The organism is Conyzicola nivalis (assembly GCF_014639655.1).
GTDB lineage: Bacteria > Actinomycetota > Actinomycetes > Actinomycetales > Microbacteriaceae > Conyzicola > Conyzicola nivalis.
The window spans coordinates 952,989-973,308 of sequence record NZ_BMGB01000001.1 but is presented as its reverse complement, the minus strand read 5'-3'; the positions used below and the strand labels follow the sequence as shown (position 1 = coordinate 973,308).

Genomic DNA, 20,320 nt, shown 5'->3' with positions numbered 1-20,320 from the left:
TTAGAGTGCGTGCAGCGGCTTTCCGGCCAGTGCGAGGAAGGCTTCGCCGAGTGCCTCGTTCTGGGTCGGGTGCGCGTGGATGAGCGGGGCGATGTCTTCGGGGTAGGCCTCCCAGTTCACTGCGAGCTGGGCCTCTCCGATCAGTTCGCCGACGCGGGCGCCGATCATGTGGACACCGACGATGGGGCCGTCGTTGACTCGCACGACCTTGACCGACCCGGCGGTGCCGATGATGTGGCTCTTGCCGTTTCCCGCGAGGTTGTAGTCGTAGGACGTGATCTTGTCCGCACCGAACTTGTCGGCGGCCTTGGCCTCCGAGTAGCCGATGGATGCGACCTCCGGGTCACTGTAGGTGACCTTCGGGATGTTGAGGTCGTCGATCACGATGGGCGACAGGCCGGCGATTTCTTCGGCGACGAAGATTCCCTGCTGGAATCCGCGGTGCGCGAGCTGGAGGCCGGGAACGATGTCGCCGACGGCGTACACGCCGGGCACGCTCGTCTCAAGGCGTTCGTTGGTGATGACGAAGCCACGGTCGACGGTGACGCCGGCCTCTTCGTAGCCGAGGTTCGCGGTGACGGGTCCGCGACCGACGGCGACGAGCAGCAGCTCGGCTTCGAAGGTCTGTCCGTCTTCGAGGGTCACGACAACGCCCTGGTCGTTCTGGGTCACGCTCTGGAAGCGCACACCCAGGCTGAAGTTGATGCCGCGCTTACGGAAGGCGCGCTCGAACTGCTTGCTGATCGCCTCGTCCTCGTTCGGCACGAGATGGGGGAGGGCTTCGACGATCTGCACGTCGACGCCCCAGCTCTTCCACACGCTGGAGAACTCGACACCGATGACGCCGCCGCCGAGGACGATGACCTTCTTCGGCACGAAGTCGAGCTCGAGTGCCTGCTCGGAGGTGATGACGCGGCCGCCGATCTCGAGACCGGGGAGCGAGCGGGAGTACGAGCCGGTGGCGAGGATGACGTTCTTGCCGGTGATCACGTCGTCGCCGACCTGCACGCTGTGCGGGGAGACGAGACGGCCGGAACCCTCGATGACCGTGATGCCGCGTGCCTTGATCAGTCCCTGGAGTCCCTTGTACTTGCTGGCGACGATGCCCTGGCGGTACGCGGTGACTGCGGAGATGTCGATGCCGCCGAATTCGGCGGTGACGCCGTACTTGGCCGCCTCGCGGGTGACGTCGGCGACCTCCGCCGAGTGCAACAGCGCCTTCGTGGGGATGCAGCCCACGTGCAGGCACGTTCCGCCGAGCTTGTTCTTCTCGATGAGGCCTACGGACAGTCCGAGCTGACTCGCGCGAAGCGCGGCTGCATAGCCACCGCTTCCGCCGCCCAGGATCACAAGGTCAAAATTCTGTTCCGACACTCGGCAACTCCCTTGGTGTTTCAGGATGTGGGACGGCTCGCGCGCTGGTGTGCACTCGACCGCCGGGGGCGGAAATACCCGCCCTTATGACTGTACTACGCGCGTGAAAAGTCCTCTGCCACGGCGATCAGGGTTCGTACAGTTACACCCGTCGCGCCTTTGCCGGTGAAGCCGTAGCCGCCCGCCGAGTTGTACGAGGGACCGGCGATGTCGAGGTGCGCCCACGGGATCTGGCGCTTGTCGTCGCCCTCGCCGGTCGTGCCGACGAAGTCGCGCAGGAACGAGGCCGCCACGAGCATTCCGCCCGCAGTGTTGCCCGGCTTGACATTCGCGATGTCGGCGATGTCGGAGTTGAGCAGTGCGCGCATCTCGCCGGGGATGGGCATCGGCCAGAACGGCTCGCCCACGGTCTTCGCGGTCGCGACCACGCGCTCGACGAGCTGCTCGTCGCCCATCACGCCGGTGGTGCGGTTTCCGAGGGCCACCACCTGGGCGCCGGTGAGCGTCGCCACGTCGATGATCGCGTCGGGGTTCTCCTCGCTCGCCGCCACGAGTCCGTCGGCGAGCACGATGCGGCCCTCGGCGTCGGTGTTCAGGTTCTCGACGGTTTTTCCGCCGTAGATGCGCACGACGTCATCGGGGCGGGTGGCGGTGCCCGAGGGTAGGTTCTCGGCGATGCACATCCAGGCCGTGATCCTGACCGGCAGCGCGAGGTCGGCGGCCGCGACGGCGACGGCCATCACCGTGGCGGCGCCCGTCATGTCGGTCTTCATGGTGAGCATGGACGCGGCGGGCTTGAGCGAGAGTCCGCCGGAGTCGAACGTGATGCCCTTGCCGACGAGGGCGAGGTGCTTGCGGGCCCCGGCGGGGTTGTAGGAGACCTTGACCAGACGCGGTGCGCGGGACGAACCCTGCCCCACGCTCAGGATGCCGCCGAAGCCGCCGTCGACGAGGGCCGCTTCGTCGTAGACGGTGACGTCGATTGCGGCGTGTGCCGCGTGGGCCACCGTCGCGTCGGCGAGGGTCTCCGGGTACAGGTCGCGCGGCGGCGCGTTCACGAGGTCGCGCACGGTGTGCACGGCGGTCGCGACGATCGTCGCCCGCGCGACCAGGTCGGCGTCGGACCGGTGCGCGCTCGCGACGATGATCGCCGCGGCCGGCAGCTTGGTCGACTCGAGGGTCGACGACCGGTACTGGGTGTAGGCGTAGGACCCGAGGGCGGCGCCCTCGAGCACGGCGAGCAGCTCGTCGTCGCTCGCGACGGGCAATGCGATCAGGAGCGAGTCGATGCCCCGGAGCTGGCGTGCGGCAGTGCCGCTCGCGGCGCGCAGCGCATCGACCGGGAGGGTGGCGCTTCCCACGCCGACGAGCGCGATGCTCGTCGTCCCTCCGGCCGCGAAGGGCAGGCGGGTGATCTCGTCGACGGCCCCGGTCACGCCGATGGCGGCGAGCGAGCCCTGCAGCTCGAGCACCTCGGGCAGGTCGGACAGCAGTGTCGGCCCGGCCTCGGAGGACGCGACCGCGACGACCAGAACGTCGGCGGCGATGGAAAGAACGGGTTCGGGGGAGACGCTCAGCGCCGCAACAGTCATTGTCTAATCGTAACCATGCGGTGCGACGGCCCTGTTCGCTGTGAGCATCACCCGGCGCACGCACGACACCCGGCGGGGTGTGAACACCGCGATTAGAGTGGACGCATGCGCGATCCGGCTGGCCTCTTCGACCTCTCCATCGACGTCTCCGACGTGCCGACGGGCTTGCCCCTCGTCGCCGCCCTCACCGGATTCGCCGACGCGGGAGCCGCCGTCACCCAGTTGAGCGACTACCTGCTCGACACGCTCGACACCCAGACGGTGGCGACGTTCGACAACGACGCGCTGCTCGACTATCGCGCCCGCCGCCCGCTGGTGTACTTCGACCACGACCACCTGAGCGACTACACGCCGGCGACGCTGGCCGTCTACCTCGCGACAGACGAGGTGGGCCAGCCCTTCCTGCTCCTCACCGGTTACGAGCCCGACTTCCAGTGGGAACGGTTCACCGCCGCGGTGCTGCAGCTGGTCGACCTGTTCCAGGTCAAGACCACGACGTGGGTGCACGCCATCCCGATGCCGGTACCCCACACGCGGTCGATCGGCGTGACAGTGAGTGGCAACCGCGCCGAACTCATCGAGTCGATGTCCGTGTGGAAGCCCCAGACCCAGGTGCCCGCCAACGCGCTGCACCTCATCGAGTACCGGCTGCAGGAGCTGGCCCATCCGGTCGCCGGGTTCGTGCTCCTCATCCCGCACTACCTCGCCGACACCGAGTACCCCGTCGCCGCAGTCACGGCCCTCGAAAGCGTCAGCGCGGCGACCGGGCTGATCTTCCCCACCGAACGGCTGCGCGAAGACGGCCGTGAGTTCATCGCGAAGATCGACGGACAGGTCGAGACCAACCAGGAACTCGGCAAGCTCGTCGGAACGCTCGAGGAACGTCACGACAGCTACATGCTTGACAACCCGCTGCGGTCGCCCCTCACCGATATCGACGGCGAGTTGCCGAGCGCCGACGATATCGCCGCCGAACTCGAGAACTTCCTGGCGCTGCGTCGTTCCGGAGACGAAGACCCGCTGCGTCCGTAGCCCCGCATGACCGCCCCGCACGGCGGGCGGTACTCTGAACCAATGAATTCCCGCAGATCCTGGCTCGTCTTCGGGGTCTCCGTCTTCGCCTATCTCATCGCGGTGATGCAGCGCAGTTCGCTCGGAATCGCGGGCGTCGACGCCACGGAGCGGTTCGATGTGCAGGCCGCCGCACTGTCGAGCCTCGCCGTCGTGCAGCTCATCGTCTACGCGGGGCTGCAGATACCGGTAGGCGTGGTGCTCGACCGGCACGGACCGCGCGTGCTGATCGCGACCGGAGCCGTGCTCATGGTCGCCGGCCAGGTCACCCTCGCCCTCGCGCCCTCGATCGGCGTGGCCATCATCGGGCGCATCCTCGTCGGGGCCGGCGACGCGATGACTTTCATCTCGGTCTCCCGGCTCATCGCATCGTGGTTCAGCGGCCGCGCACTACCGCTGCTGTCGCAGGCGATGGGAACGACCGGCGCTCTCGGGCAGGTGCTCAGTGCCATACCTCTTTCTATAGTGCTGCACCAGTTCGGCTGGGAACCCGCCTACCTCAGCGCGGCCGCGCTCTCGGTTCTCGCCTTCGTGCTCGTCATACTGTTCGTGCGCAACGCCCCAGCGGGCACGGTGCCCGTCGAGCGGCCCGGCGGGTGGCCGGCCGCCCTGCACCAGCTGAGGGAGAGCCTCGGCCGACCGGGCACGCAGCTGGGTTTCTGGTCGCACTTCGTCACCCAGTCGCCCGGTGCGGTGCTGACACTGCTCTGGGGATTCCCGTTCATCTCCGTCGGCCTCGGCTACGGCGCGACCACCGCGTCCCTCTTCCTCACGCTCATCGTGGCCGTCGGTGTCGTGGCCGGTCCGCTGCTCGGTATCCTGAGCGCGCGTTACCCGTACCGCCGCAGCAATATCGTGCTCGGCATCGTCTCCGCGATGGGCATCGCCTGGGCGGCCGTTTTGCTCTGGCCGGGGGAGCCGCCTGTCTGGCTCGTCGTGCTGCTGCTCGTCGTCGTGGCCATCGGTGGTCCGGGCTCGCTCATCGGGTTCGACTTCGCGCGCACCTTCAACCCGGCGCGCAGCCTCGGCTCGGCGAGCGGCATCGTCAACGTGGGAGGTTTCCTCGCCAGTTTCGTCATGATGCTGCTCATCGGGGTCGTGCTCGACGTCATCGACAGGGCCAACGGCGGCACGGGTGCGCCGTCCGAGCTCTACTCGCTCGAGGCGTTCCGGGTGGCGTTCCTCGTGCAGATCCCGGTCGTCGGTCTCGGGGTGGTGTTCCTGCTGCTCGCCCGGCGTAAAACCCGCCGTCGGCTGCACGAGGAAGAGGGAATACGCGTGGCCCCCCTTTGGGTTGCATTGGTCAGGGGTTGGCGCCGACGTGGGAACCGAACGTAACCTCGCCGTTTGTCAAGTGATGCGGCCAACTCGTGCAATAATTGTTCTAAGACCCGTTCAGGTTCCGTTAGTTCGCCGCTTCGATTCGTTGCGCAGCGAAGAAGGACTTGACATGGGTCTTAGTACTGCCCGAAAACCCTGAAAGGTGTTCTAATGGCAACCCGAACGAAAACCGCTGAGCTCGTCGAGAGCACGGACGCGGAGCAGGTCAATGTAGACGCTGCCCCCGCGAAGGCCGCGGCGAAGAAGGCCCCGGCGGCGAAGAAGCCCGCCGTTGCGAAGACCGCGACCGCTGCTGCCGCGAAGAAGGCGCCCGTTAAGAAGGCTGCCGCCGCGACCAAGCCCGCCGCGAAGCGCGGAGCCAAGGCCATCGACCCCGAGGGCGAAGAGCCGACCGAGCCCGTCGAGGGCGACGACGAAGAAGACGACGTCGTGGTTGTCGTCGCCGACGTGGTCGAGGGCGACGAGACTAAGGATGTCGCGGAGGACACCGAAGACGACGACGCCGAGGCGAAGAAGTCGACGGGTAAAGACGAGGCCCTGCCCACCGGCGCCCTCGTCATCTCGATCGCCGACGAGGAAGACGACATTCCCGTCTACTCCTCCGCGATCACCGGCGCCACCGCCGACCCGGTCAAGGACTACCTGAAGCAGATCGGTAAGGTCGCACTGCTGAACGCGGCCGAAGAGGTCGAGCTCGCGATGCGCATCGAAGCCGGCCTGTTCGCCGAAGACAAGCTGTCGCAGATGAGCGACGCCGAGAAGAAGTCGCAGCTGGGCCGCGAACTCATCTGGGTCTCGAAAGACGGAGCGCGCGCCAAGAGCCACCTGCTCGGCGCCAACCTGCGTCTCGTAGTCTCGCTCGCTAAGCGCTACACCGGCCGTGGAATGCAGTTCCTCGACCTCATCCAGGAGGGAAACCTGGGCCTCATCCGTGCCGTCGAGAAGTTCGACTACACGAAGGGCTTCAAGTTCTCCACCTACGCCACCTGGTGGATCCGCCAGGCGATCACCCGCGCCATGGCCGACCAGGCGCGCACCATCCGTATCCCCGTGCACATGGTCGAGGTCATCAACAAGCTTGCCCGCGTGCAGCGCCAGATGCTGCAGGACCTCGGTCGCGAACCCACACCGGAAGAGCTGAGCCGCGAACTCGACATGACCCCCGAGAAGGTCATCGAGGTGCAGAAGTACGGCCGCGAGCCGATCTCGCTGCACACCCCGCTCGGTGAAGACGGCGACAGCGAGTTCGGCGACCTGATCGAGGACACCGAAGCCGTCGTTCCGGCCGACGCCGTGGGCTTCACGATGCTGCAGAAGCAGCTCGAGAGCCTGCTCGACTCGCTTTCCGAGCGCGAGGCCGGCGTGATCCGCATGCGTTTCGGTCTCGGCGACGGCATGCCGAAGACGCTCGACCAGATCGGCGACACGTTCGGCGTCACGCGCGAGCGCATCCGCCAGATCGAGTCGAAGACGATGGCCAAGCTGCGTCACCCGTCCCGGTCGCAGTCGCTGCGCGACTACCTCGAGTAAACACGTGCGCATCGCAGCCGCCATCCTGCTCGGCAGGATGGCGCGATGGGCCACGCGTCTGCGTGGCGGCGGCTCCGCCGTGCCCGGCCGGGTGCTGCTGGCCGTCGCGCCGAACGCGCTCGAGCGGGCCGTGGAGCGTATGCCCCTCGGCGTCGTCTTCGTCTCCGGTTCGAACGGCAAGTCGACGACCACCAACATGCTCGTCGGCATCCTGCGCGCCCACGGCGTCGACGTGTTCAGCAACCCGTCCGGCGGCAACCTGCCGCAGGGCATAGCCTCGGCGCTGCTCGCCAGCGTGCCGCTCGACGGCCGCCTGCGCGAACAGATCGCCGTCCTCGAGGTCGACGAGGCCTACGGGGTCAACCTCGCGAAGGTTCTGCGGCCCTCCAGCGTGCTGCTGCTCAACGTTCAGATCGACCAGCTCAACCGATTCTTCGAGCCCGACCGGGTGGTGAAGATGCTCGCGACGATCGCGAACGCCGCCGACGCCCACGTCGTCGTGAACGCCAACGACGACAACCTCGTCGCCGTCGCGGCCGGCCTGGCGGGCGGCGCTGAGGTGAGCTATTTCGGGGTCGATCCCGCGCTGCTCAGCGGATCGCCCAACGGACTCGCCAACGCCGAGGTCTACAGCGCGAAGTCGGATGCCGCGGCTCCCGTCGCCCGCGTCGTGGTCGAGCGGCTCTCCGGGATCGAATCGACCCTGTCCGTCGCGGGAACAGAGGTCGAGGTGCGGCTTCCCGCGCGCGGCCTGCACTACGCGGTCGACGTCGCGGGCGCCGCGGCCATGGCGGAACGCCTTCTCGGCGCGTCGTTCAGACCCGAGCTCGTGGCATCCGCAATGCTCGCCCTCGACACCGTCTACGGACGCGGCGAGATCCTCACCTACAACGGCGAGAACATCGAAGTCATCATGATGAAGAACCCGCCGAGCCTGCAGCTGAACCTCGACTATCTCGAGGAGGCTCCCGAGCAGCTCTTCGTCGCGGTCGACGAGGGCACCCCCGACCCGTCGTGGATGTACGACACCGATTTCAGCCACATCGACCACGTGGACATCGTCTCCGGCACGAAGGCCTGGCAGCTCGCGACCCGGTTCGGCTACGGCGCGATCCCGGTCGGCAGTGTGATGCCCGAGCTGAAGCCGGCGCTCGAGGCGTTCCTCAAGCTGCCCGCACCGTCGCGCGGCACCAAGACCATGATCGTCAACTACGAGCAGATGATGCTCATCCGCAAGCTGCTCGGCTTCCTCGAGTTGGAGAACGCACCGTGAGCCGCTCGCTGACCATCATCTCGCTCTACCCGCGCCAGCTCGGCATCAACGGCGACTCCGGCAACGTGCTCGCGCTGCGGGTGCGCGCGGAGGCGCGCGGAATCGACGTCACCGTCGTCGAGCACAATGTCGGCGACACGCTGCCCGAGTCGGTCGACCTCGTCCACATCGGTTCGGGGCCGCGAACCGCCCAGCTCGCGGTGCAGGCCGACCTCGCCCTCATCACCCCGCGGCTGGCGGCGTGGAAGAACGCGGGAGTCCCCGTGGTCGCGATCGCCGGAGGCTGGCAGCTTCTCGGTTCGTCGATAGTGGATGAAACGGGCGAGCGCTTCGCGGCCGCCGGGCTGTTCCCGACCACCAGCACCCTCGTCGCCAAGCGCGCCGTCGGCGAGATCGTCGTCTCGACCGAGTGGGGGACCGTCGCCGGGTTCGAGAACCACGGCGCCGTCACCACCCTCGACGCCGGCGCTTCGCCCTTCGGCACGGTGACCGCAGGCCACGGCAACGCGGGCGCCGCGTCATCCGCGGGTCTGTCGCTCGAGGGAGTCGTCGACGGCGCGAGCATCGGCACCCACCTGCACGGGCCGCTGCTTCCGATGAACCCCGTGATCGCCGACCGGCTGCTGAAAGCCGCGCTGGAGAACCGCGGGTTCGACACGGCACTCGACGGCGGCGAGACGCTCGCCGGTATCGACCTGGCGGCCTCGAACAGCCGTGCGGCGATAGCGAAGCGGCTCGGTCTCTAGCCACCACGGCCGAGGGCCCCGATAGCCTGTAGCCATGAGAGTCGTCGCGGTCTACAGCACCAAGGGCGGTGTGGGTAAGACCACGGCCGCCGTCAGCCTCGCCTACGAAGCATCGCGCTCCAACCGCGTGCTGCTCTGGGACCTCGATCCACAGGGCGCGACGACGTTCATCCTGCAGGTCAAGCCAAAACTGCGCGACGGGGTCGACGCCCTCGTCAAAGGCAAGACATCGCTGCACCGTGCCATCCGCTCGACGGCCTACGAGGGCCTCGACGTGTTGCCGGCCGACGACAGCTACCGCGAATTGGAGCACCTGTTCGACGCGGCGAAGAAGCAGACGCACCAGATCGCCCACGTGCTCGACAGGATGGCCGACGACTACGACGTCGTGATCCTCGACTGCCCGCCCGGGTCGTCGCTCGTCGCCGAGAACGCGGTCTACGGCGCGGACGTCGTTGTCGTGCCGCTCGTTCCCTCGCCCCTCTCGCTGCGGTCGCTCGACCAGGTTCTGCAGGTCGTCGCGGAGTCGAAGCGTCCGGTTCCCGTCGTCGGGTTCCTCTCGATGGTCGACCGCCGCAAGTCGGCCCACCGCGCCGCGGTCGACCGGCTCGCCGCCCATCGTCCCGAGGTGAGCGACATCGTCGTCCCCGCGACGGTCATCGTCGAGCGCATGGGCTACGAACTGGCGCCGATCGGCGTATACGCCTCACGATCGGACGCGGCGGTGGCGTATCGCGACCTGTGGAGCCTGGTGAGCGCGCGCGTCAGTTGATGTAGCGGCGCGGCACCCGCGGAGCCACACTCGAGACGATCTCGTCGCCGATGCTGTCGGCGTGCGCCGCCCACTGCTCGGCCGTCGGCTCGCCGCGCTCGGCGCTGCCGAACAGCACGACCGTGTCGCCCGCGGCCACCGTGAGGTCGTCGGCGTCCACGAGCATCCGGTCGACACCGAGCGACACGATGCGGCGGCGTTCACCGCCGAGCAGTACCTCGGCGGTGTCGGCGGCGGGGGACTGCACGCCGTCGCCGAATCCGGCCGCGACGAGGGCCAGTCGAGCGGGCTCGGCGAGGTCGTACTCGAGCCCGCCGAACCAGCCGTGGCCGGCGTCGAGGTCGGAGACAGCGATCACCGGAGCACTGAGGGTCATCGGCGCCTCGAGCCCGAGACCCTGCCCGTCGACATCGTCGAACGGCGAAATGCCGAACGCGGCGATGCCGAAGCGCACGTAGTCGAAGCGGGCCTTCGGCATCCGCAGGCCGGCCGAACTCGCGGCGAGGTGCAGTTTCTCGAACGTCGCTCCGAGCGATTCCGCCACCTCGACCGCGATGGTGAACTTGGCGAGGGCGATCTCGTCGTCGGACGTCGAAGCGTCGGCCAGGTGTGACCACGCCCCGTAGACCTCGAGGAAGCCCTGCGACTCGAGGTGCAGGGCCGTGGTGACGAGTTCGGGCCAGTCCTCGGCCGAGGCTCCGTTGCGGCTGAGCCCGGTGTCGATCTTGAGGTGCACGCGGGCGGGCACCCGGGCGCCGCTCTTTGCGATGGCCTCGAGCTGCCAGACGGCTGAGACGCCGACGTCGATCTTCGACTCCGCGGCCGCCTTGAAGTCGGTGTCGCGCCCGTGCAGCCAGGCGAACAGCGGCACGCCTATGCCGGCCGCGCGCAGCTCGAGACCCGCGCTTACCTCCAGAACGGCGAGGGCCGTGGCCCCGGCCTCGAGCGCGGTGAGCGAGATCGGCAGCATGCCGTGGCCGTAGGCGTTCGCCTTGACGGCGAGCATCACCTCGGCCGGCGCGGCGGTGGCGACGAGCAACTCGACGTTGCGGCGGAACGCGGCCAGGTCGACGGTGGCGACGGCAGCGTCCAGGTGGGCCTCCGCCGGGTCGGTGCCCGCCGGGTCGTGGCGGTTCAGGTCGGTGCTGGTCACTGCGCGTACGTCCTCACGATGCGGGGCCCGAGGCCGGCGGTGAGGGCGAGCGGGGGGCGCCGGGTGCGGAGTCCCCATTCGACCGCGGTCGGCGCTCCGAGCGACGCGTCGCCGAAGACGGTGGCGAGGTCGCCCGGTTCGGCGTGGGCGGCGCCGATGTCGAGAACGAGCTGGTCCATTGCGATGCGCCCGACGACGGGGTAGGTGGCGCCCGCGAGTCGGGCGGAAGCGGTGTTCGAGCCGAGACGGGGCACACCGTCGGCATACCCGATCGAGACGAGTGCGATCGAGGTGTCGGCGGGCGCGCGGTAGGTGTAGCCGTAGGAGACGCCGGTACCGGCCGTGACGGTCTTCACGGCGATGACCTCGGCCGTGAGCGTCATGACCGCCGTGGTGCGGATGCCGGCGGGGGAGGCGAGTCCGTAGACGCCGGCACCGAGGTCTCGGCGGGCCGCGTCATCCGGAGCCTCCGCCGCGTCGTCGAGAATCCGGATGTCCGCCTCCCGCGCCCGCTGCGCCTCGCCTTCGCGAAGCGGAGACCAGATATCTGCGGCGATGCCTTCGGCGCGAAGGTCGAGCGCCTCGGCGAGGCTCGACACCCGGAAGGCCGTGATCCCGGCCGCTTCCGCGGCGCGAGCGATCTCGACGAGGCCGTGACCATACGCCGACGCCCTCAGGTCGACCAGTGGCTGGTCGACACCGAGGGCGTCGGAGAGAAGTTCCAGATTGCGGGTCAGCGCGGCGAGATCGATGCTCGCGACACGCGTGGCCCCGCTAATAGGTCGGCGTTTCAGTTGCGCGAAGCCTCGACCAGACGGTCGGACTCGTCGTGCCAGTGGAGAGCGGTCGCAGACAGCTTCTCTTTGAACTCTGCGCCGTGGTGCGCGCAGAAGAGCAGCTCGCCGCTCTTCATCGTCACTCGCACATACGCCTGGGCTCCGCAGCTGTCACAACGGTCGAGTGCGGTGAGCGTGTACGCAGGCTCAAGCTCGTCAACGTTGTTCTCTGTGGCGATCTGAGACATGTGTTGCTCCTTCGGGCGTAATCACGAACTAATTCCGTGTGTCTATACAATCACGCCGTTGTTACGGCGGCGCGACATTTACCGTCTATTTCGCTGAACGCGTATGAGTTACCCAGCTAGGTACGGCGGAGGGTGTCGGAGCGCTGTCGTCGGCGCGTGATTCAGTAGGGTTAACGACGGCCCGGGCCCGGTTTGTTCCCGCGCGCCGAGACTGCACTATTCAAAAGGAGTTCCCGTGGCGGGTTCGGATTACTCGGCGAGGCACCTCTCCGTTCTCGAGGGGCTCGAAGCCGTCCGTAAGCGACCCGGAATGTACATCGGCTCCACCGACTCCCGCGGCCTGATGCACTGCCTGTGGGAGATCATCGACAACTCGGTCGACGAGGCCCTCGGCGGCCACGGCAGCGAGATCAGCGTCATCCTGCACAAAGACGACAGCGTCGAGGTTCGCGACCGTGCCCGAGGCGTGCCCGTCGACATCGAGCCGAAGACCGGGCTCAGCGGTGTCGAGGTCGTCTTCACGAAACTGCACGCGGGCGGCAAGTTCGGATCGGGTTCGTACGCGGCCTCGGGTGGACTGCACGGTGTGGGCGCATCCGTAGTGAATGCCCTCTCGGCCCGTCTCGACGTCGAGGTCGACCGCGACGGCAAGACCTACGCCATGTCGTTCCACCGAGGCGAGCCCGGAAACTTCGCCGACACCGACGGCCCGAGTCCCGACTCGCCCTTCACACCGTTCATTTCGGGCAGCGAACTGCGCGTCGTCGGCAAGGTGAAGAAGGGCGTCACCGGCACCCGCGTGCGCTACTGGGCCGACCCGCAGATCTTCACCCGTGGCGCGGCGTTCCAGACCGAGGAACTCACCGGCAGGGCGCGCCAAACCGCGTTCCTCGTTCCGGGACTCGGCATCGATATCACCGACGAGCGCGGCGAAGAGACCACGAGCGAGACCTTCCGTTACGCGGGCGGCATCTCGGAGTTCGTCGACTTCCTCTCCGCCGACGCCCCGCTCACCGACACCTGGCGCCTGCAGGGCGACGGCACCTTCACCGAGACCGTCCCCGTGCTGCAGGAGACCGGCGCGATGGTCCCCACCGAGCTGACCCGCGACGTCGAGGTCGACATCGCGTTGCGCTGGGGTACCGGCTACGAGACGGTGTTCCGCAGCTTCGTCAACATCATCGCGACGCCGAAGGGCGGAACGCACCAGGCCGGCTTCGAGGCGGGGCTGATGAAGTTCCTGCGCCAGCAGGTAGAGCTCAACGCGCGGCGCCTCAAGGTCGGCAACGACAAGCTCGACAAAGACGACATCCTCGCCGGTCTCACCGCCGTGCTCAACGTGCGCCTGCCCGAACCGCAGTTCGAGGGGCAGACCAAAGAGATCCTCGGCACGCCGGCGGTGCGCAACATCGTGGCGAACGTCGTGGCCAAGGCCATGGCCGAACGCTTCTCCTCGACGAAGCGCGACGACAAGGCCCAGTCGGCCCTGGTGCTCGACAAGATCGTCGCCGAGATGAAGTCGCGCATCTCCGCGCGCACCCACAAGGAGACGCAGCGCCGCAAGAATGCGCTCGAGAGCAGCTCGCTGCCCGCGAAACTCGTCGACTGCCGGTCGAACGACGTGCTCAACAGCGAACTCATGATCGTCGAGGGTGACTCCGCGCTCGGCACCGCGAAGCTGGCCCGTGACAGCGAGTACCAGGCGCTGCTGCCCATCCGCGGCAAGATCCTCAACGTGCAGAAGGCATCGGTCTCCGACATGCTGTCGAACGCGGAGTGCGCCTCGATCATCCAGGTGATCGGCGCCGGCTCCGGCCGCACGTTCGACATCGAACAGGCCAGGTACGGCAAGGTCATCATCATGAGCGACGCCGACGTCGACGGCGCCCACATCCGCACTCTGCTTCTCACCCTTTTCTTCCGCTACATGCGGCCCATGATCGAGGCGGGTCGCGTTTACGCGGCCGTCCCGCCCCTGCACCGGGTGATCGTGATGAACCCGGGGTCGAAGCCGAACGAGACCATCTACACCTATTCCGAGAAAGAACTGGAGACGGTGCTCGCCGGGCTGAAGAAGGCGAACAAGCGTTACCAGGACCCGATCCAGCGCTACAAGGGACTCGGCGAGATGGACGCCGACCAACTGTCGGAGACCACCATGGACCGCCGGTACCGCACCCTGCGCCGTGTCACGGTTGTCGACGCTGAGGCCGCCGAGGAAGCGTCCCGCGTGTTCGAGCTGCTCATGGGCAATGAGGTGGCGCCGCGCAAGGAGTTCATCATCGCCGGCGAGGGCCTCAACCGCAGCCGCATCGACGTGTAGCCGCGCTGCGCCATTATTGAACGATGAGCATCTTCCGCGTCAGCATCAACATCGCCACCACGGGCCACAGCCTCCACCAGCTGAACGAGTACGCGGGCGTCGAGGCGAGCCGCTGGCTTCCGATCGGGTCGCCCGTGCACGACTTCGATCCGACCGGTCCGGCCCGAGAACTCTCGCAGTGGCACTACGACGCGCCGGTGCGCGGCGACAGCGAGATCCTCGAGCCGCATCTGGTGCTGTTGCGCCCCGTGCTCGGGCGCATGGCCGACACGCAGCTCGAGGGCAGGGTGTACGGCAGTCTCTCCGTCTCCCTCAACGCACGGCACAACGCCTTCGTCTTCGAGATCGAGCCGCGCGATGCCGTACTGATCGCCCGCGCGGGCCTGCGCATCCGCATCGACGCGTACACGCACGAGGGCTGAGCCGGACGAGTAGGTCGCTCAGCGACCGCATCGACACCCGGTGCGAGCACGACGCCTCGACAGGACGGTGTGCCGTCGGCCGCCGTCCAACAGGACCGATTGGCGGCTCCGCCCACGCCCATCCTGTCGGCGGTATGCCCACCTCATCATGACGGCCCGCGCCCCTAGACTCACCCCATGCCCGAAGACGAACTCTCGCGTGCGCGTGCGGCGTGGCTGACGGCCCGGGATGGCGAGACCGGGGACGAGTTCGCGGCACTTCTCGTCGACCGTGGCTTGTACTCCGATGCCGAGCTGATCTACGCGCAGCTCGAGGCCGACGGCTACATCATCGCTCGGTGGGGTCGCGCGTGGTGTGCACGTGAGCGCGGCGACGATGTCGCCGCCGAGCAGTACCTGCGCGAGTACATCGCCCAGGACGATGGAGACTCTCCCGAGGCATCCGCCTACCTGGGTCTTTGGCTCCAGGCCCGCGACGCCGGCGGGGACACCGAGGAGTTGCTGCGTATCGGCGCCGCGGTGAATCAGGACGCGCAGGGTTCGCTCGGCAACCTCCTCCGCGAGGAGGGTCGTCTCACCGAGGCCGAAGAGGCATTACGGGTCGGGTACGAGCTCGGCGAAGAAGCGAGTCATATTCCCCTCGCCCTGGTGCTCGAGGCTGCCGGTCGTGTGAGCGAGGCGGTAGCGGTGCTGCGTGAGGGCTACGAAATGGGCGACGCTTTTTGCGCCTTCAACCTCGGGTTGCTGCTCGAAGAAGAGGGACTCGAGCTTGCCGCCGTCGACTGGTATGTGAAGGCCGCTCGGGGCGGCGACCTGAAAGCCGTGAACCTGCTTGACGAACGCGGGATCGAGACCTCGGCGACGTAGGTCACCAGGACGGCGTGCCGTCCGCCACCGTTCGACAGGACGGATCGGCGGCCAAGGCCACGCCCATCCTGTCGGCGGAAACGGCAACCAGCGCGTGCCCGCTAGAGCGACGTGCCGATCGACCCGACCGCAGCGTCGAGCGGCGTGCCCGAGGCGTCGCGCTTCGCGCCGGCGTCGGGCAGCTGGCGCACCGAGCCGTCCGTGCCGACCGCGAGTGACGGAGCGGGACCGGCCCAGGCGAGAGACAGCACGTCCTCGCCCTTGAGGAAGGAGTGCGCGCGCACCCCGCCCGTCGCGCGCCCCTTTCCGGGGAACTCGCCGAGCAGCGAGACCTTCGCCCGGCCGGGGTCGACGCCGGGCAGCGCGTCGGTCGCGCTCGACACGGTGGCGACCACGATCTCGCGCGCCGGGTCGACGGAGCCGAAGAAGATCACCGACGCCTTCGCACCGAGGTTGATGCCCGCGACACCGCCGGCGGCCGCTCCCTGCGGGCGCACGGCCGACGCGGAGAAGTGCAGCAGCTGCGCGTCGGAGGTGACGAACACGAGCTCCTCGCCGTCGGGGCCCTGGGCGGCGCCGACGACCTCGTCGCCGGCCTTGAGCGCGATGATCTCGAACTCGGGCTTGTTGGGATACGCGCCGGTCGCGATGCGTTTCACGACGCCCTGACGCGTGCCGACGACGATCGAGTCCTCTGACTCGAGCGATACGAACGCGATCACGCGCTCCTTCTTGTTCGTCATCGCGAGGTAGTCGCTGATGCGCGCCCCTGCGCCGAGCTGGATCGAGTTGGTCGGCACGTTGGGAAGGTCGACGGCGGTGAACCGGATGAGCCGTCCGAGGTTGGTTACCGCGCCGATCTCCGAACGGGCGGTGGTCACAACGGAGGACCGGATGGCGTCGTGCTTGGTGCGGCGACGCACGAGGGGAACGGCGGTCTCGTCGGCGCCCTCGACCGGTTCGGCGATGTCGACGCGGATGGCACGACCTGTGGTGGAGAGGTAGACGCGGCAGGCGGTGTCGGCGATCTCCAGCACGGGAGCGTTCTTGCGCGACGACGCCGAGGTGGCGATCGACGGACGGGCCTCGGTGAGGAGGGTGCGGCGGGGGGTTCCGAAGCGGTCGGAGATCTCATCGAGCTCGACCGAGACGAGGTCGCGCAGCCGTGCCGGGCTGGTGAGCAGCGCCTCGAGTTCGGCTATCTCGCTGAGCAACTGCTGCTTCTCGTTCTCGAGCTCGATGCGGCTGAACTTGGTGAGGCGGCGCAGGCGCAGCTCGAGGATGTACTCGGCCTGCAGCTCGCTGAGGTCGAAAACCGTGCGCAGGCGCGAGCGGGCGGCCTCGGAGTCGTCGCTCTGGCGGATGACCTGAATGACCTCGTCGATGTCGAGGATCGCGATGAGCAGGCCCTCGACGAGGTGCAGTCGCTCGAGTCGGCGGGCGAGACGGTAGCGGCTGCGGCGGGTGACGACATCGAGACGGTGGTCGACGTAGACCTGCAGCAGGTCGCGCAGCCCGAGGGTCTGCGGGCCGCCGTTGACGAGGGCGACGTTGTTGATGTTGAAGCTGTCTTCGAGCGGGGTGAAACGGTAGAGCTGCTCGAGCACCGCGTCGGGGCTGAAACCCGTCTTGATGCCGATGACGAGCCGGAGGCCGTGCCGCCGGTCGGTGAGGTCCGTGACATCCGAAATGCCGCTGAGTTTTTTGCTGTTGACGCCGTCTTTGATCTTCTCGATCACCTTTTCGGCACCGACCATGTAGGGCAGTTCGGTCACGACGAGGCCGGTCTTACGGGCCGAGATGCTCTCGGTCGACACCTTTGCCCTGGTCTTGAAGGCGCCGCGGCCGGTGGCGTAGGCGTCCTTGATGCCGGCGAGCCCGCTGATCGTTCCCCCGGTCGGTAGGTCGGGGCCCGGCACGAATTCCATCAGGTCGTCGAGCGTGGCGTTCGGGTTGTGCAGCAGGTGCCTGGCCGCTCCGATCACCTCGACGAGGTTGTGCGGCGCCATGTTCGTCGCCATGCCGACCGCGATGCCGCTTGCGCCGTTGACCAGCAGGTTGGGGAACGCGGCGGGCAACACCTCGGGCTGGGTGAGCTGGTTGTCGTAGTTGGGCACGAAGTTCACGACGTCTTCGTCGAGGCTCTCGGTCATGGCGAGGGCGGTCGCGTGCAGGCGGGCCTCGGTGTAGCGGGGCGCGGCGGGGCCGTCGTCGAGGGAGCCGAAGTTGCCGTGGCCGTCGATCAGCGGCACGCGCAGGATGAAGTCCTGGGTGAGGCGAACCATGGCGTCGTAGATGGAGGCGTCACCGTGCGGGTGCAGCTTGCCCATCACCTCGCCGACGACGCGCGCCGACTTCACGTGGCCGCGGTCGGGACGCAGTCCCATCTCGGACATCTGGTAGAGGATGCGCCTCTGCACCGGCTTCAGGCCGTCGCGCGCGTCGGGGAGAGCCCGCGAGTAGATGACCGAGTAGGCGTATTCGAGGAACGAACCCTGCATCTCGGACGAAACGTCGACCTCTTCGATGTGCTCCCCGGGCTGGGTGGCGGAGGACACGGGGGCAGGGGGGTTCGCGGGAGTAGCCATAAGATTGCCCCTATGTTACCGGCGCCGAAATCACTCCGCCCGAGCCTCGCCGATGTGATGACCGCGTGTCTCTCCGCAATTTCGGGCGAGGATAACCGGCTCGGCCTCCCGCAGGCCTCGAAGACCGTCGTGCTGCTCGTCGACGGGCTCGGCGCGGCTGCGCTCAAGGCCCGCGCGGGGCATGCCCGCACGCTGATGTCGTATCTCTCCGGATCATCCGTCATCGACTCCGGCTTCCCGACCACGACCGCTGCCGCGCTAGCGACCCTCACCACCGGGACCGCGCCCGGCCAGCACGGCATGGTCGGCTACACGGTGCTCGACCCGGCCAACGACCGGGTGATCAAGCAGCTCTCCGGCTGGGACGACAAAATCGATCCGTTCGCCTGGCAGCCGATGCCGACCGTGTTCGAGCGGGCGACCGCCCTCGGTCATTCCGCCGTGGTCATCGGACCCGAGCGCTACCGCGACAGCGGGTTCAGCAAGGCGGTCCTGCGCGGCGCCGAGTATCTGGGGGAGTCGTCGATCGGCGAGCGCCTCCAGCGTGCGGCCGAGTGGTTGCGCGAGCCCGCTGCCACCGGCATCGCCTACGTCTACGTGCCCGAACTCGACGTTGCCGGGCACGCGACGGGCGCCGAGTCGGTGGAGTGGACGAACTGGCTGGAGATCCTCGACGCCGCGGTGCGTGAGTTAGAGGCGCAGTTGGGTCCGGATGACGGGCTCGTCATCACCGCGGACCACGGCGTCGTAGACATCGCGGAACGCAACCACATCCTCTTCGACACCGAGGCGCCGCTCATCGACGGCGTACGATTCGTCGCCGGAGAGCCACGCTGCCTGCAACTGCACTTCGCACCGGACGCGAGCGAGCGAGTGCGTGCCGCGACGACGGCCGCCTGGCGCGATGCCGAGGGCGAACGCTCGTGGATCGCCACCCGCGACGAGGCGATCGCCGCCGGCTGGTTCGGGGAGGTGCGGCCCGAGGTCGAGCCGCGCATCGGGGATCTGCTGGTGGCCGCCCGCAAGGGCATCGCCTATTACGACAGCCGCACGCTCAAACCCGGCCACGCGATGGTCGGGCACCACGGCTCGTTCTCGCCGGCCGAGGTGCAGGTGCCGCTGCTGCGGCTGGGCGCGTTCGCCCGCCGCTAGCCCTACGTCAGGTCGTCGTCGGGACGCGCACCGAACACGATGTCGTCCCAGCTGGGCATGGCGGTGCGGCCCTTGCGGGCCGGGCTCTTGGTCGGGATGATCGGCTGTGGCGCCGTCGAACGGCCGTGCTCCGTGTCATCCGAACCGAATCCGTCCAGCGGTACGTCGACGAGACGAATCCCACCGGGAGTCTGCGGCGACCGCGAGGGGTGGTTCGAACCCTCGTCTTCGGCGAAGTTGGCCGCCTCCCGCTCGCCGCGTCGGCGGCGCAGCGCCTCGAGCAGGTCTGCGGTCTGGTTGTGGTCGTGCACCGGCTCGTGCTCGACGGGGGCGTTCGAACCGAAGCGGTTCGGGCGCGACTCGTCTTCGTGCAGGGTGAGGCTGTCGTCGTCGAGGTCGAAGGCGCCGCTGTCGAAGCGGGAGTTGTCGGCCTCGCGGTCGTCGCCGTTCACCGCGCGCAGGCGGGGGATGAGGGCGCCCTGGGACTCGCCCTGCTGGGAGAGGGTGATCGCCTCGTTGTTGAGCGGGGCGAGGGTGAGCTTCTTCGGGTCGAATCGCCAGCGCGCGTCGTGGTCGATCTGTTCGGCCGTGAAGGCCAGCTTCACGATCCAGCCCGTCTCGGGGTCTTTCCAGCTCGCCCAGCGTTCACCGACGGCGCCGAGGCCGACGAGACGCTCGCGGATGACCGTGCCGAAGGTGCGGCCGGCGCTCATCGGGTCGGATTCGATGGCGGTGTGCACGGCGACGCCGAGCGCGGTCTCGACCACGAACTCGCGTTCGGCGAGCACGGGACCCTCGAACTTCTGGATGTACTCCAACGGCACCCCGGTGATCGCGGCGACGTCGGCAGCCGACATCCCCGAGCGGATCTGCGCCTGGATCTCCCGCGGGGCGACCTTCCGTCCCGAGCCGGGGTCGGGAACGGCTTGGCGCAGCTTGGACTGCAGCACCTCGTCGATCGGGATCCTGAAGCGGTTGCCGTCAACGGAAGACACGAGGAGTGCCCCGTTCTCTACTCCGATTACTCGCAGGTCTTGCATGCTGAGATACCCTCCAGCGCTCGATATTCCCGCTAAGGATGTCACGGGTTTC

Annotated in this window: 17 protein-coding genes; 10 read left to right on the top strand and 7 right to left on the bottom strand. The window is 68.0% G+C overall.

The features are described from left to right. Together lpdA and IEV96_RS04720 are read right to left on the bottom strand one after the other, a co-directional pair. Positions 1-1,374, bottom strand: a complete 1,374-nt coding sequence (lpdA, locus tag IEV96_RS04725; protein WP_188509521.1) for a dihydrolipoyl dehydrogenase — start codon at positions 1,372-1,374, stop codon at positions 1-3. Positions 1,375-1,469: 95 nt separating this feature from the next. Beyond that, a complete protein-coding gene (locus IEV96_RS04720) occupies positions 1,470-2,966 on the bottom strand; it encodes a leucyl aminopeptidase (protein WP_188509520.1) in 1,497 nt (498 codons plus the stop codon). Between the two features lie 105 nt (positions 2,967-3,071). Here IEV96_RS04720 and IEV96_RS04715 point away from each other — a divergent pair, with 105 nt between their 5' ends. The 6 genes from IEV96_RS04715 (at position 3,072) to IEV96_RS04690 (ending at position 9,699) form a co-directional block, all read left to right on the top strand. Next, complete coding sequence (locus tag IEV96_RS04715; RefSeq protein WP_188509519.1) at positions 3,072-3,998, top strand: proteasome assembly chaperone family protein; 927 nt, start codon at positions 3,072-3,074, stop codon at positions 3,996-3,998. 42 nt (positions 3,999-4,040) lie between these two features. Beyond that, positions 4,041-5,375, top strand: a complete 1,335-nt coding sequence (locus IEV96_RS04710) for an MFS transporter (protein ID WP_188509518.1) — start codon at positions 4,041-4,043, stop codon at positions 5,373-5,375. A 153-nt stretch (positions 5,376-5,528) separates the two neighbouring features. Continuing rightward, positions 5,529-6,908, top strand: a complete 1,380-nt coding sequence (locus IEV96_RS04705; RefSeq protein ID WP_188509517.1) for an RNA polymerase sigma factor — start codon at positions 5,529-5,531, stop codon at positions 6,906-6,908. Positions 6,909-6,912: 4 nt separating this feature from the next. Beyond that, complete coding sequence (locus IEV96_RS04700; protein ID WP_188509516.1) at positions 6,913-8,181, top strand: MurT ligase domain-containing protein; 1,269 nt, start codon at positions 6,913-6,915, stop codon at positions 8,179-8,181. After that, positions 8,178-8,927 (top strand): type 1 glutamine amidotransferase, encoded by a 750-nt coding sequence (locus IEV96_RS04695; protein WP_229733050.1) that lies wholly within the window; start codon positions 8,178-8,180, stop codon positions 8,925-8,927. Before IEV96_RS04700 ends, IEV96_RS04695 begins: the two co-directional genes overlap by 4 nt. A 34-nt stretch (positions 8,928-8,961) precedes the next feature. Continuing rightward, a complete protein-coding gene (locus IEV96_RS04690) occupies positions 8,962-9,699 on the top strand; it encodes a ParA family protein (protein ID WP_188509515.1) in 738 nt (245 codons plus the stop codon). Here IEV96_RS04690 and alr read toward each other — a convergent pair. From alr to IEV96_RS04675, 3 genes are read right to left on the bottom strand one after another with little or no spacing between them, the layout of a single operon-like run. Continuing rightward, positions 9,692-10,852: an alanine racemase gene (gene alr, locus IEV96_RS04685; RefSeq protein WP_229733048.1), complete on the bottom strand. Its 1,161-nt coding sequence runs from the start codon at positions 10,850-10,852 to the stop codon at positions 9,692-9,694. The two genes, IEV96_RS04690 and alr, sit on opposite strands and share 8 nt — an antisense overlap. After that, on the bottom strand, positions 10,849-11,604 hold the full coding sequence (locus IEV96_RS04680; RefSeq protein WP_268235598.1) for an alanine racemase: 756 nt from the start codon (positions 11,602-11,604) through the stop codon (positions 10,849-10,851). The genes alr and IEV96_RS04680 overlap by 4 nt, the downstream gene beginning before the upstream one ends. A 38-nt stretch (positions 11,605-11,642) precedes the next feature. After that, positions 11,643-11,876, bottom strand: a complete 234-nt coding sequence (locus IEV96_RS04675) for a DUF7455 domain-containing protein (RefSeq protein ID WP_188509512.1) — start codon at positions 11,874-11,876, stop codon at positions 11,643-11,645. A 235-nt stretch (positions 11,877-12,111) separates the two neighbouring features. Here IEV96_RS04675 and IEV96_RS04670 point away from each other — a divergent pair, with 235 nt between their 5' ends. The 3 genes from IEV96_RS04670 to IEV96_RS04660 all read left to right on the top strand — a co-directional run bounded on the left by IEV96_RS04670 (position 12,112) and on the right by IEV96_RS04660 (position 15,488). Beyond that, positions 12,112-14,199, top strand: coding sequence for a DNA gyrase/topoisomerase IV subunit B (locus tag IEV96_RS04670; RefSeq protein WP_188509511.1), 2,088 nt, complete (start codon positions 12,112-12,114; stop codon positions 14,197-14,199). A gap of 23 nt (positions 14,200-14,222) precedes the next feature. Then, entirely contained in the window at positions 14,223-14,621 is a 399-nt protein-coding gene (locus tag IEV96_RS04665; RefSeq protein ID WP_188509510.1) for a hypothetical protein, read from the top strand. Between the two features lie 177 nt (positions 14,622-14,798). Continuing rightward, positions 14,799-15,488 carry a tetratricopeptide repeat protein gene (locus tag IEV96_RS04660; RefSeq protein ID WP_188509509.1) on the top strand — a complete coding sequence of 230 codons (690 nt, stop codon included), beginning with the start codon at positions 14,799-14,801 and terminating at the stop codon, positions 15,486-15,488. Positions 15,489-15,589: 101 nt separating this feature from the next. Here the strand turns inward: IEV96_RS04660 and IEV96_RS04655 are convergent, their stop codons facing one another. Further along, positions 15,590-18,076 carry a DNA gyrase/topoisomerase IV subunit A gene (locus IEV96_RS04655; RefSeq protein WP_188509508.1) on the bottom strand — a complete coding sequence of 829 codons (2,487 nt, stop codon included), beginning with the start codon at positions 18,074-18,076 and terminating at the stop codon, positions 15,590-15,592. Between the two features lie 57 nt (positions 18,077-18,133). Here IEV96_RS04655 and IEV96_RS04650 point away from each other — a divergent pair, with 57 nt between their 5' ends. Next, on the top strand, positions 18,134-19,228 hold the full coding sequence (locus IEV96_RS04650; protein WP_229733047.1) for an alkaline phosphatase family protein: 1,095 nt from the start codon (positions 18,134-18,136) through the stop codon (positions 19,226-19,228). Positions 19,229-19,230: 2 nt separating this feature from the next. Here the strand turns inward: IEV96_RS04650 and sepH are convergent, their stop codons facing one another. Continuing rightward, positions 19,231-20,268: a septation protein SepH gene (gene sepH, locus IEV96_RS04645; RefSeq protein WP_188509506.1), complete on the bottom strand. Its 1,038-nt coding sequence runs from the start codon at positions 20,266-20,268 to the stop codon at positions 19,231-19,233. Between the last annotated feature and the right edge of the window lie 52 nt (positions 20,269-20,320).

Coding starts and splice junctions, on each gene's coding strand:
- IEV96_RS04655 (WP_188509508.1), bottom strand. CDS start 18,076: ATGGCTACTCCCGCGAACCCCCCTGCCCCCGTGTCCTCCGCCACCCAG.
- IEV96_RS04715 (WP_188509519.1), top strand. CDS start 3,072: ATGCGCGATCCGGCTGGCCTCTTCGACCTCTCCATCGACGTCTCCGAC.
- IEV96_RS04665 (WP_188509510.1), top strand. CDS start 14,223: ATGAGCATCTTCCGCGTCAGCATCAACATCGCCACCACGGGCCACAGC.
- IEV96_RS04660 (WP_188509509.1), top strand. CDS start 14,799: ATGCCCGAAGACGAACTCTCGCGTGCGCGTGCGGCGTGGCTGACGGCC.
- IEV96_RS04690 (WP_188509515.1), top strand. CDS start 8,962: ATGAGAGTCGTCGCGGTCTACAGCACCAAGGGCGGTGTGGGTAAGACC.
- IEV96_RS04705 (WP_188509517.1), top strand. CDS start 5,529: ATGGCAACCCGAACGAAAACCGCTGAGCTCGTCGAGAGCACGGACGCG.
- IEV96_RS04710 (WP_188509518.1), top strand. CDS start 4,041: ATGAATTCCCGCAGATCCTGGCTCGTCTTCGGGGTCTCCGTCTTCGCC.
- sepH (WP_188509506.1), bottom strand. CDS start 20,268: ATGCAAGACCTGCGAGTAATCGGAGTAGAGAACGGGGCACTCCTCGTG.
- IEV96_RS04650 (WP_229733047.1), top strand. CDS start 18,134: ATGACCGCGTGTCTCTCCGCAATTTCGGGCGAGGATAACCGGCTCGGC.
- IEV96_RS04720 (WP_188509520.1), bottom strand. CDS start 2,966: ATGACTGTTGCGGCGCTGAGCGTCTCCCCCGAACCCGTTCTTTCCATC.
- IEV96_RS04675 (WP_188509512.1), bottom strand. CDS start 11,876: ATGTCTCAGATCGCCACAGAGAACAACGTTGACGAGCTTGAGCCTGCG.